The 11,603-nt window shown below is 64.5% G+C and carries 12 protein-coding genes; 7 read left to right on the forward strand and 5 right to left on the reverse strand.

All coding sequences use genetic code 11. The annotated features are described in order from the left end of the window. Nucleotides 1–11: 11 nt before the first annotated feature. From BJ985_RS01150 to BJ985_RS01160, 3 genes are all read right to left on the reverse strand, one after another. On the reverse strand, nucleotides 12–1,343 hold the full coding sequence (locus BJ985_RS01150; protein WP_236587151.1) for an amino acid permease: 1,332 nt from the start codon (nucleotides 1,341–1,343) through the stop codon (nucleotides 12–14). Between the two features lie 99 nt (nucleotides 1,344–1,442). Continuing rightward, nucleotides 1,443–2,414: a 2,3,4,5-tetrahydropyridine-2,6-dicarboxylate N-succinyltransferase gene (gene dapD / locus BJ985_RS01155; protein WP_150851324.1), complete on the reverse strand. Its 972-nt coding sequence runs from the start codon at nucleotides 2,412–2,414 to the stop codon at nucleotides 1,443–1,445. A gap of 17 nt (nucleotides 2,415–2,431) precedes the next feature. Next, entirely contained in the window at nucleotides 2,432–3,790 is a 1,359-nt protein-coding gene (locus BJ985_RS01160) for an amino acid permease (RefSeq protein ID WP_179386323.1), read from the reverse strand. Between the two features lie 89 nt (nucleotides 3,791–3,879). On the opposite strand from BJ985_RS01160, the gene dapE reads away from it, so the two are divergent. From dapE to BJ985_RS01195, 7 genes are read left to right on the forward strand one after another with little or no spacing between them, the layout of a single operon-like run. Then, the gene (gene dapE / locus BJ985_RS01165) at nucleotides 3,880–4,968 is read left to right on the forward strand and encodes a succinyl-diaminopimelate desuccinylase (RefSeq protein ID WP_179386324.1); all 1,089 of its coding nucleotides are present in this window, start codon (nucleotides 3,880–3,882) and stop codon (nucleotides 4,966–4,968) included. Nucleotides 4,969–4,970: 2 nt separating this feature from the next. Next, complete coding sequence (locus tag BJ985_RS01170) at nucleotides 4,971–5,735, forward strand: LOG family protein (RefSeq protein WP_005327506.1); 765 nt, start codon at nucleotides 4,971–4,973, stop codon at nucleotides 5,733–5,735. A gap of 14 nt (nucleotides 5,736–5,749) precedes the next feature. Beyond that, a complete protein-coding gene (gene folP / locus BJ985_RS01175; protein WP_179387555.1) occupies nucleotides 5,750–6,562 on the forward strand; it encodes a dihydropteroate synthase in 813 nt (270 codons plus the stop codon). Continuing rightward, entirely contained in the window at nucleotides 6,559–7,281 is a 723-nt protein-coding gene (locus BJ985_RS01180) for a glucosyl-3-phosphoglycerate synthase (protein ID WP_179386325.1), read from the forward strand. Before folP ends, BJ985_RS01180 begins: the two co-directional genes overlap by 4 nt. Nucleotides 7,282–7,284: 3 nt before the next feature. Further along, nucleotides 7,285–7,578 (forward strand): DivIVA domain-containing protein, encoded by a 294-nt coding sequence (locus BJ985_RS01185; RefSeq protein ID WP_005327512.1) that lies wholly within the window; start codon nucleotides 7,285–7,287, stop codon nucleotides 7,576–7,578. A 12-nt stretch (nucleotides 7,579–7,590) separates the two neighbouring features. Then, complete coding sequence (locus BJ985_RS01190; protein WP_005323535.1) at nucleotides 7,591–7,758, forward strand: DUF3117 domain-containing protein; 168 nt, start codon at nucleotides 7,591–7,593, stop codon at nucleotides 7,756–7,758. Nucleotides 7,759–7,767: 9 nt separating this feature from the next. Further along, the gene (locus tag BJ985_RS01195; RefSeq protein WP_179386326.1) at nucleotides 7,768–8,634 is read left to right on the forward strand and encodes a methyltransferase domain-containing protein; all 867 of its coding nucleotides are present in this window, start codon (nucleotides 7,768–7,770) and stop codon (nucleotides 8,632–8,634) included. Between the two features lie 341 nt (nucleotides 8,635–8,975). Here the strand turns inward: BJ985_RS01195 and BJ985_RS01200 are convergent, their stop codons facing one another. Together BJ985_RS01200 and glgA are read right to left on the reverse strand one after the other, a co-directional pair. Continuing rightward, on the reverse strand, nucleotides 8,976–10,418 hold the full coding sequence (locus tag BJ985_RS01200) for a GH32 C-terminal domain-containing protein (protein ID WP_179386327.1): 1,443 nt from the start codon (nucleotides 10,416–10,418) through the stop codon (nucleotides 8,976–8,978). Nucleotides 10,419–10,430: 12 nt separating this feature from the next. Beyond that, the gene (gene glgA / locus BJ985_RS01205) at nucleotides 10,431–11,585 is read right to left on the reverse strand and encodes a glycogen synthase (protein ID WP_179386328.1); all 1,155 of its coding nucleotides are present in this window, start codon (nucleotides 11,583–11,585) and stop codon (nucleotides 10,431–10,433) included. Between the last annotated feature and the right edge of the window lie 18 nt (nucleotides 11,586–11,603).

An 11,603-nucleotide genomic window follows, 5' to 3' on the forward strand; every position in this document is an offset into this window, starting at 1 on the left:
GGGGCGAGGGGCTAGGTGAGGGGCAGCGTCGAGGTCGGGTTGATGCCGCGAACCTTGGAATTGATGACGCCGGCGATGGAGAGCACCACGAACATGGCGGCGGCGGAGAGGAGTTGGGTGCGGGCGGTGGCGTCGGTAAGCATGAGCACCGCGATGGCTGCAAAGAGGGCGAGGGCAAACCAGGTGAGGTAGGGGAAGGCCCACATGCGGATGGGGAGGGGGTGGAGCGCCTCGAGCTGGCGGCGCAGGCGTAGCTGGCTGACTGCGATGAAGACCCAGACGATGAGCAGGGAGGCACCGGCGGCGTTGAGCATGAAGGTAAGAAGCCAGCCGGTATCGGCGTAGTTGAGCGCGACCATGACGGCCGAGAGGAGGACAGACAGGCCGATGGCGGTGGTAGGAACGCCGTCCTTATTGGTGGTAGTGAAGATGCGCGGGGCCTCGCCGCGGGAGGCTAGGGAATGCATCATGCGGGAGGAGGCGTAAATCTGCGAGTTGAAGGCGGAGAGCAGCGCGAGGACGATGACGACCTCCATGATGCCGGCCGCGCCCGGGATGCCGGCGCGCTCGAGGACCATGGTGAAAGGGGATTCCGCGGCCGTGGAGGCGCCGCCCAAGATGGAATAGGGCAGGAGGAACGTGATGACGAGGACGGAGCCCAAGTAGAACACGGAGATGCGCAAGATGGTGGAACGCACGGCGTTGACTAGGGATTTTTCGGGATCTTCGGATTCGGCAGAAGCGATGGCAACCACCTCGATGCCGCCGAAGGCGAAGGCTACGGCCAACAGGCCAGCCGCGACGCCGCCGAGGCCATTGGGCATGAAGCCGTCCTCAAGGAAGACGGAGGTGCCGATGAAGGAATGGCCGGGCAGGAGGCCCAGGATGAGCAGCGCGCCGATGATGAGAAAGGCCACGATGACAACGACCTTGATGAGGGCGAACCAGTACTCGAATTCGCCGAAGCTGCGAACGCGCAGCAGGTTGACGATGCCGAAGAGGGCCACGCAGATGGCGGCGGGAATCCACGGTGAGACGTTGAACCAAGAGCCGATGAAGCCGGCCGCGCCGGTGATTTCGGCGCCCAGCACGGCGACGGTGGCTAGCCAATAAATCCAGCCCTGGGTAAAGCCCGCCCAGCGGCCGATGCCGTGTTCGGCGTATTCGGAAAAGGAGCCGGAGGCGGGGATAACGGTGCCCATCTCGCCCAGCATCTGCATCACCAAAATGGCCAGAAAGCCTGCGATGACGTAGGCGAGGAGCACGGCGGGGCCGGCGGCGGAGATGCCGACGCCGGTGCCCAAGAAGAGTCCGGCACCGATGGTGGAGCCTAGCCCCATCATGGTCAGGTGGCGGACCTTCAGGCCAGAACCGAGGGTGGAGGAGTTATCAGTCACCCCTCCATCTTATTTTGCCCGATTGGGCTATAGGAATCGGGGGTGTTAATTCTTGTGCAGCTCGTCGTTAAGCGCGACGGCCTCGGCCTTCCACTCCACGGCCTCAACCGCACCGGAGACGGAGTTGCGGCGCAGCAGCATGCCGGAGGCACCGGAGAGCTGGGAGCCCTTGACGTTCTCGCCATTGTCGACGCCCAGTGCTTCCGCGACCTTGCCAAAGACGGCTACCTTGGTGCCGGCGGTGACGTAGAGGCCGGCTTCGACCACGGCGTCGTCGCCAAGCGAAATGCCAATGCCGGAGTTGGCGCCGAGCAGGCAGCGCTCGCCAATGGAGATGACCTCCTTGCCGCCGCCGGAAAGGGTGCCCATGATGGACGCGCCGCCGCCGATATCGGAGCCATCGCCCACGACGACGCCCGCGGAGATGCGGCCCTCCACCATGGAAGCGCCGAGGGTGCCGGCGTTGAAGTTGACGAAGCCCTCGTGCATGACGGTGGTGCCCTCAGCCAGGTGGGCGCCCAGGCGCACGCGGTCTGCGTCACCGATTCGGACGCCGGACGGCACAACGTAGTCCACCATGCGGGGGAACTTGTCCACGGAGTAGACAACGACTGGGCCGCGGGAAGCCAGGCGGCCGCGCACCATCTGGAAATCGGACACGGCGCACGGGCCGTAGTTGGTCCAGACCACGTTGTTGAGGTGGCCGAAGATGCCATCCATATTCAGGCCGTGCGGCTTGACCGCGCGGTGGGAGAGGAGGTGCAGGCGCAGGTAAGCATCGTAGGTATCGACGGGGGCGTCATCCAGATCCTTGATGGAGGTCTCAACGGCAACGCGGGCCACGCCGCGCTCCTCGTCCGGGCCTGCCAGCGCGGAGAACTGCTGGGGAACCTCTTCCAAGCGCTTGGTCTCGGTAGTCTCTACGTTCTTATCGGTGTATACGGCCGGGAACCATACGTCCAAGACGGTGCCGTCATGGGTAATGGTTGCTAGGCCACGTGCGGATGCAGAAGTCATGCCCGCTAGCTTAGCAACTACTTCCGCGCCCCCGCGCGCTGGCCGGTGGGAAGCACAAAGGACAAGATGACGAGCACCGAAGCCAGGATGAGCACCGAGATGACCTGGTTACGCGCGGCCGGATCAAAGAGCATCAGCAGGGTCAGTCCGGCCAAAGCAGCGGCCGTAACCCACGGAAGCCAGGGGAAGCCGGGTACGTGGATCTCGGTCAGCTCGCCATTATCGCGCAGGACGGGGTGCAACTTGATAAAGGAAGCCACGATGAAGGACCAGATGACCAGCAGGCACCCTCCGACCGCGTTGAAGAGGAAGGCCAGAAGCCCTGGCGGGTTCCAGAACTGCAGGCCCACCGAAGCGAAGGCGAAGACCATGGACAAGATGACGGCGTTGATGGGGGAGCCGGCACGATTTTGCTTCAGGAAGAATCCCGGGGCGCAGTGGTCTTTGGCCATATCGAAGACCAAGCGGGAGGTGGCGTAAATCTGCGCGTTGAAGGCAGACAGCAAGGCGAGGGCGATGATGGCCTCCATGAAGCCGGCAGCAAAAGGAATCTTGGCGGCCGCGAGCACCAGGGTGAAGGGGGAATCGGCCGCGACATCGGCGTCCTGGATGGAGCTAAACGGCAGCGCCATGGTGATCACCACGATGGAGCCGATGTAGAAAATCATGATGCGCACGATGATGGCGCGCACCGCGGTGGCCACGTTGTGCGCCGGGTTCTCGGATTCGGCCGCCGCAATGGTTACCAGCTCGATGCCGCCAAAGGCAAAGGCGACGGCCAGCAATCCGGCGGCGAAGCCAGGCATGCCATTAGGCAGGAAGTTATCGGTGAAGTTGGTACCGGCCAAGGAGACATCCATGCCCGGCAGGATGCCCAGCGCCATGAGCGCGCCGATGACGAGGAAGGCGACAATAACGCCGACCTTGATAATGGCGAACCAGAACTCGAACTCACCAAAGCCACCCACGGCCGCGAAGTTGACCACCGCGAAGAAGGCCACGGCAATAAGCGCTGGAATCCACGGGGCAATATCGAACCAGTTGGAAATGATGGCGGCCGCGCCGGTGATTTCGGCACCCATGACCATGATCAGCATGAACCAGTAAATCCACCCCATGGTAAAACGCGCCCAGTGGCCGAAGGCCTGGCCGGCGTAGGTGGAAAATGACCCCAAAGAGGGGCGGGCGGCGGCCATCTCACCGAGCATCCACATCACCAGTGCGATGAGCGCGCCGGCCACGGCATAGGAGATGAGCACGGAGGTGCCGGAAATCTGGATGCCGAGGCCCACGCCGAGGAAGAGACCGGCACCCACGGCGGAGCCAAGGCCCATCATCGTGAGATGACGGGATTTCAATTGAGTGGCTTCGGCCATTGTTATCACCTTAGGGAGGACGAATTATTTGCAGTGAAGTGAACTTTACACAATGCGGTGAGCTGCGCGGAGCGCTAGCATGGCGCTTTGTGACTTTAGATCTATATGCAGACCCCATCGAACTAACCAAGGCGCTCGTGGATATTCCGAGCCCCTCCCACCATGAGGAGGCCATCGCAGACGCCATCGAAGAAGCGCTGCGCGGATTGGACGTCGAGGTTGCCCGCTACGGCAATACCGTGTGCGCCCGCACGAACCGCGGGCTAGATTCCCGCGTGGTGCTCGCCGGCCACATTGATACCGTTCCGTTGGCAGAAAATGTACCGCATCACATGGAAACCTCTGAAGGCGGGGTAGAGATTATGTGGGGCTGCGGCACCGTGGACATGAAGTCCGGCATGGCCGTCTACCTCAATGCCTTTGCCCAGCTGCACGAAGCCGACGAGCTCAAGCATGACCTCACCGTCATCGCCTACGAGGGCGAAGAAGTAGCCACTGAATTTAATGGCCTGGGCCACCTGCAAAAAGACCACCCGGAGTGGCTCGAGGGCGACTTCGCTCTTCTGGGCGAGCCCTCCGGCGCCATGGTGGAGGCCGGCTGCCAGGGCTCCATTCGCCTGCGCGTGACCGCCCACGGCACCCGCGCGCACTCGGCCCGCGCCTGGCTCGGCTCCAACGCAGCGCACAAGCTCGCGCCCATCATGAGCCGCATCGCCGCCTATGAGTCCCGCGATGTCACCATCGATGGCTGCACCTACCGTGAGGGCCTCAACATCGTCCACCTCGAGTCGGGCGTTGCCACCAATACGCTGCCGGATGAGGCATGGATGTTTGTAAACTTCCGCTTTGCGCCGGACCGCACGAGCGACGAGGCGCTGGAGTATATGAAGTCCATCATCGGCGAGGAAGAAGATGTCACCATCGAGATCGATGACATCGCGCCGGCCGCCCAGCCCGGTTTGGGCCAGCCGGCGGCCAAGGCTCTTATCGACGCCGTCGGGGGCAACGTCCGCGCCAAGTACGGCTGGACCGACGTCGCCCGCTTCTCCGAAATGGGCACCCCGGCCGTAAACTTCGGTGCCGGCGACCCCGGGTTCGCGCATAAGAAGGACGAGCAGGTCCCCACCGCGCAGATCGCCGAAGTATCCACCGCCCTCCTGAACTACCTGAAGGGATAATAATGACCCCCGAACAGATGCGCACCCTGCGCGGTCCGATGCTGCTGCGCACCGAAGGCGAGCAGGCCTCCACCTTTGACCAGCGGCTCTTGGAGTCCGGCGCGGACCATGAGTGGCAGCACGCCGATCCGTGGCGCGTCCTGCGCATCCAAGGCGAGTTCGTCGCTGGCTTCGATGCGCTTTCCAAGCTGCCGAAGGCCGTTACCGTCTTCGGCTCCGCGCGCACCACGCCGGAGGATGCGAGCTACCAGCTCGGCGTCGAGGTCGGCCGCAAACTGGCCGAGCACTCCTATGCCGTCATCACCGGCGGCGGCCCCGGCATCATGGAGGCAGCCAACCGCGGCGCCCACGAGGCCGGCGGGCTCTCCGTGGGCTTGGGCATCGAGCTTCCCCACGAGCAGGGCCTTAACGAGTATGTGGATCTGGGCCTGAATTTCCGCTACTTCTTTGCCCGCAAGACGATGTTCTTGAAGTACTCGCAGGCCTTCATCTGCCTGCCTGGTGGCATGGGCACGATGGATGAGTTCTTCGAGGTCATGTGCATGGTCCAGACCGGAAAAGTGACCAATTACCCCATCGTGCTCATGGGCACCGAGTACTGGTCCGGCCTGCTGGAATGGATGGAAAAGACCCTGGCGGCCAGCGGCTATATCAACGAAGGTGACCGAGAGCTTTTCCTGCTTACCGACGACCCCGATGAAGCCCTCGCCCACATCATCCAGCGCCACCAAGTCATGAGCGATAAGCGCATCAGGGAGCCGCGTTGAGCCTCGCGCGCGTGATGGCGATTGTCAATCGCACCCCGGATTCCTTCTATGACAAGGGCGCAACCTTTGACCTCGACCCGGCGTTGCGCCGTTGTGATGAGGTGATCGCGGCCGGTGCGTCGATCGTCGATATTGGCGGCGTGAAGGCTGGCCCCGGCAAGGCCGTGGACGCGGCGGAGGAAATCGACCGCGTGGTGCCGACCATCGAGAAGGTACACGAGCGCCACCCGGACGTGCTCATCTCCGTCGATACTTGGCGCAGCGAGGTGGCAGAGGCCGCCATCGCAGCCGGCGCCGGCCTGGTCAATGACACCTGGGCCGGTTGGGACCCCGAGCTCATCGAGGTCTCCGGCCACCACCGCGTGGGATACGTGTGTTCGCACACCGGCGGCATCACCCCGCGCACCCGGCCGCATCGCGTCCACTTCGACGACGTGGTGGCCGATGTCATCGCGGAAACCACCCAACTGGCCGAGCGCGCCGCCTCCCTCGGCTGCCCGGAGGACCTGACCTTTATCGATCCGACGCATGACTTTGGTAAGAACACCTTTCACGGGCTCGAGCTCCTGCGGCGTATCGACGAAGTCGTCGCCACCGGCTGGCCGGTGCTTATGGCGCTATCCAATAAGGACTTCGTGGGCGAGACGCTCGACCGCGGGGTAGGCGAGCGCGTGGCCGGCACCCTGGCCGCTACCGCGTGGTCTGCCGCCCGCGGCGTGGCCGCCTTTCGCGTGCACGAGGTGGCCGAGACCGCCGATGTCATACGCATGACCGCAGCCATCCAAGGCGAGGTCGCCCCGCTAGCAGCCACGCGAGGCCTTGCATGAGCGTCTCCGTTATCATCCCAGCGCTCAACGAAGAGGGCACCGTCGCGGACGTCGTGCGCGCCTGCCTCGCCGATGACCCCCTGGAAGTGCTGGTGATCGACGCCGATTCCACCGACGCCACCGCCTCCCGCGCTGCCGCCGCCGGAGCGGATGTGCGCAATTGGCGCGATATCCTCCCAGAGGAACCGCGCCCCGGTAAGGGTGAATCCCTTTGGCGCGGGGTTGCCGCGGCGAAGGGAGACATCGTCGTCTTTGTCGACGCCGACCTTGGATCCGCTGCACCCGGCATGGTCTCGGCCTTGGCCGCGCCCTTCGCTGACCCAGCGGTGGAGATGGTCAAAGCCCGCTACCGCCGCAGCCTCAATGGCCAGCCCACCGGCGGTGGCCGCGTGACCGAACTGACCGCCAAGCCGCTCATCAAGCAGTTCTTTCCCGAGCTCGCCCACATCGATCAGCCCCTCGGCGGCGAATACGCCCTGCGCCGCGCCACCGCCCTAGAACTGCCCTTCGTGGAGGGGTATGGGGTGGAAGCGGGGCTAATGGTGGACGTCGGCAAGCGGGGCACAATCGCACAGGTAGACCTGGGCACGCGGGTACACCGCAACCGGCCGCTGCACGAGCTGGCGCCGATGGCCGAGGTAGTCGCGCGCACGCTGCTCGCCCGCGCCGGGGTCATCGCTCCCGTTGCTCAACGCCCGCCGCTAAAAGGTAAGGTTTAAGCCATGCTGTCTTGGATTATGCTCCTCCTTGTCCTCATCGCCCTGACCGTCATCGGCACCTGGGTATGGGGCTCCATCTTTGGCCGCGGCGAGGTCATGCACCCGCTAGACGAGCCGCAGAAGGTGCGCGAAAATAACCGCGCCGCCCTCCGCGAAGGCCGCCTTGACCAGGTGAAATTCGAGGTAGTTCCCCGCGGATACCGCCAGGACCAGGTAGACGATCTCCTCGCGCAACTGGAGGAACAACTATCTTCCGCGCAGAAAAGGTCTAAGCTGGAAGGAAAAGAAGTTAACTAAAGGAGACTCACTATGGCAGCAATGAAGCCGCGCACCACGGGCGGAGAAATGGAAGCAGTAGAGGAGTCCCGCAAAATCGTCATGCGCATCCCCTCGGATGGCGGCGGTCGCATCGTCATCGAGCTGAGCAAGGACGAGGCCGCCGAGCTCGGTTCCCTGTTGACTGAGGTTTCTAGCTAGTCTAGGTACATGCTTTCTCATATCGTCGACATTCTGGCCGATCCCAACGATGGCACCGCGCTTTCTGGTGCCGATGATTTCTCTCGCCTCGTTTCGGAATCCGGCCACTCTTTTGATGTGGCCAAGCAGGGCTACGTCACCCTCGCAGCCGGCGCCGGACTCAAGCACAAGGGCGATGACATGGATATGGTCAACGCCCGCGAGACCTATTTGGCCATGGGCCACTTCGCGCCCTTCGTTGAGGCCGTAACCGGGGCCGTCCAGGACGGACTGGATTCCGCCTCCCTGGCCGAGTCCACGCCCGCCTCCCTCCTCGAGGTGGGTGCCGGCACCGGCTACTACCTGGCCCACACCCTGGACTCCATCGCGGAGGCCCGCGGCGTTGGCCTCGACATTTCCCCGCACGCTGCGAAGCACTTAGCTAAGTGCCACCCGCGCGTCGGCGCCGTCGTGGCCGATGTGTGGGAGCGCCTGCCCATCCGGGATGAGTCCGTCGACGCAATCTCCGTCGTCTTCGCCCCGCGTAACCCAGCCGAGTTCCAGCGCGTGCTCGCCCCGGGCGGCCAGGTCATCGTCTTGACGCCCGGCGCCGGACACCTGGACGAGCTGCGCGAGCCGCTCGGCATCCTCGGCGTGGAAGAAGGCAAGGTCGAGCGCATGTATGAGCAGGCCGAGGGCTTCCTCGAGCAGGCGGCCGACCCGGTCGATATCTCGTTCCCCATCGAGCTGGATAAGGCCTCCGTCGCCGCTCAGGTGGGCATGAGCCCGTCCGCACGCCACATCAGCGCCGGCGAACTCGCCGAGCGCATGGCCGCACTGCCCCCGACGCTCACGGTCACCGCCCGCGCCCGCTTGGACCGCCTCCGCGCCGTCTAGCTCCCGGCCGGCCCCAGCCACCTCCACCGCCCTTCGCGCTCACCGGAAGCGCGTGGGGCGGTTCTTTTCGTCTCCCCAGTGAGCGCGAGGGGAGGTTTCCCCCTTGCCGCTCACCGGCACACGCTTTCCGACGCCCCAGCTTCTCCCCGTGAGCGCGAAGGACGCGTGTGAGGGAGCTAGGGGAGACGCAGCCCAGCGATGTGGATTGAAAACGAAATCCCCGCTCTTGCCGCTCACCAGGAGAGGCGGAACCGCGGTGGGCGGCCGCGCCGGTGAGCGCGAAGGGCGGGGGGGAGGGACGGAGAGAGACGGGTTGGGTGAGGAGGGGCGAGCCAGGAGGATTAAAGCTTGGAGCCGGAGCGCTGCCAGTCCTGCTCGATGACGGCATCGCCGGAGGTCTCGACCCGCAGGCCGGAGCAGCCGCCTTCGAAGTAGACGCGGGAGGCCATCGCGATGAGGCCACCGTCGACGAATACCTCGACGGTGGAGCCGTCTTGAATGATGGTGAGGGTATCGGAGTCGCCCTCGGCAAGCGTGGCGGTGGCGGGCTCGGAATCGGCGAAACAGTGGTCGAAGGCCTTGTTCATGGAGCGATCAAGGCTGATGTCATCGCCGGAGTGGCAGATGGTGGCGGCGGGGTCACCGGCGCCGTCGAGAAGCGTGACAGTCACGCAGGAACCGGAAGGGACTTCCATGACGCCGGTCCAGGAACGGGCGTAGTCGGAGAGCTTGACGGCATCGGGCAAGCCGGGGGCGGGGGCTTGGTAGAGGACGCCGCCCTCGAGGGTGACTCGGCGGGGCAGGGACAGGGCATTGGCCCAGCCTTCGGCCTCCCAGGAAGCGTGCTTGGTGGCGTCGTCGCCGCGGCCGTTGCCGTTGAGGAGACCAACGATGACGGCGCGCTCGTAGCGCTGCTCTGGGGTGAGAGTACCGGTGGTGGTGTTGGTACTGCGCGGGCGGGAGAAATCGTGGCCGAAGTCCACGCGGCGGAAGCCGGAGACCACGGTAAAAGTAGTGCCCTCCAGCCGGCCGACGAGGTAGCCGGAGACGTCGCGGCCGCCGCGCTCTAGCGTGACGAAGAGGACGTCGTAGATATTGCCGTCGACCTCATCGCGCAGGCGGACCAAGCGCGGCGAGACGACCGGTGGGATGGGCGAGGTGGCGGGGACTTCGCCTTCGAGGAAGCCAGGGTCGCCGTCGAACTTGAGGCTGCCGCGCAGCCGCCAAGACACGCCATCGGCCGATTCGAGGATGACGGGAACCGGGGCGTCGGAGTGGCCGGTGAGCGCGAGCATGAGCCAGCCGTCGTGGCCGTCATCGCGATCCTCGGAGGCCCAGTCGGGCACCACGGAGGGGGAGCGGAAGTGATCGAAGTTGCGGGTATTGCCTACGACCTCGCCAAAACGGACGACATTGGGGTCGAGGGCCTGGGGGTCATCGGAGACTTCGCAGATCTCATCCACGTCAGCGTAGCGGGCGAGGTGAACGGCGATTCCGGCGGCGGTCACCGAAGTGAAGTAGAGGTGGATATCGTCCGGGCCTTGGGCTACGGAACCGGCACGCAGGGAGAGCTCGCCGCCAACGGGCGCGAGGGCATCGTCGCAGTCCAACCAGTCAAAGGGAGACTCTTCGGAGTAGGTGTGTCCCCAGCGGGCAGGGGAGTCCGCGGTGGGGCGGTACTGGTAGAACAGGTGCCAGGTATCGCCGTCGCGCAGGATACCAGCGGGGGCGTCGAGGACGCCGTCTTCGGGGACAAAATGCAGTTCGGGGCGGTGAGTTGTCACGGCTATCCTTCCTTAAATCAAGCTGCGGTAGATATCGACGGTCTGGGCGGCAATGGTAGCCCAAGAGAAATCACGGATGGCGCGCTCTCGGCCGGCGCGGCCAAATTCCGCGGCGCGCTCTTTATCGGCGGCGACGTCATTGACGGCGGCGGCGAGGTCGGCTTCGAAGGCGGCGGTAGCGGCGGCGTCGTAAGGCACCAGCACACCGGTCTCGCCATCGACCACAACCTCCGGAATGCCGCCAACGTTGGAGGCGACAACGGCCGTGCCGCAGGCCATAGCTTCCAGGTTGACGATGCCGAGCGGCTCGTAAATGGACGGGCAAACAAACACATCCGCACCGGAGTAAATCTGCTGGACCTCGTTGCGCGGGAGCATGTCCTTGACCCAGAAAATGCCATCGCGCTGGGCACGCAGTTCCTCCACCAGCGCCTCGGTCTCCGCCGCGATTTCGGGCGTATCGGGCGCGCCGGCGCACAGCACCAGCTGGATATCCGGGTCGAATTTCTGCGCCGCCTGCAGCAGGTGCTTTACGCCCTTTTGTCGGGTAATGCGGCCAACGAAGGCAACGATGGGGCGTTGCTTATCGACGCCCAGCTTGTCCAACACATCTCCCTCTCGTGGCTGCCATAGCTCGGTGTCGATGCCGTTGAGGACGACGTGGACCTTGGAGGCGTCGATCCGCGGGTAGGCATCCAAGATGGAGTCCTTCATGCCGGCAGAAACGGCGATGACCGCGTCGGCATATTCCATGGCGTTCTTCTCGGACCACGAGGAGACGTCGTAGCCGCCGCCGAGCTGCTCGCGCTTCCACGGGCGGTGCGGCTCCAGCGAGTGGGCGGTGACGACGTGCGGAATATCGTAGAGCTGGGCGGAGAGGTGGCCGGCGAGACCCGTGTACCACGTGTGGGAATGGGCGATGTCGATGTCAGAGGCGGCATCGGCCATGCGCAGCCCAGTGGACAAGGTCTTGAGCGCGCCATTGGCACCCTCGAGTGCGGGGTCCACGCCGTGCACAAAAACGTCCTTTTCTTCGCGCGGGGAGCCCATGCAGTGCACGGAGACATCGATGATATCGCGCATAAAACGGGTGAGTTCAGCTACGTGAACTCCGGCTCCGCCGTAGATTTCCGGCGGGTATTCTTTGGAAAAGATTCCGGCTCTCATGCCCACCCAGAATACGTA

The organism is Corynebacterium tuberculostearicum (genome assembly GCF_013408445.1).
GTDB lineage: Bacteria > Actinomycetota > Actinomycetes > Mycobacteriales > Mycobacteriaceae > Corynebacterium > Corynebacterium tuberculostearicum.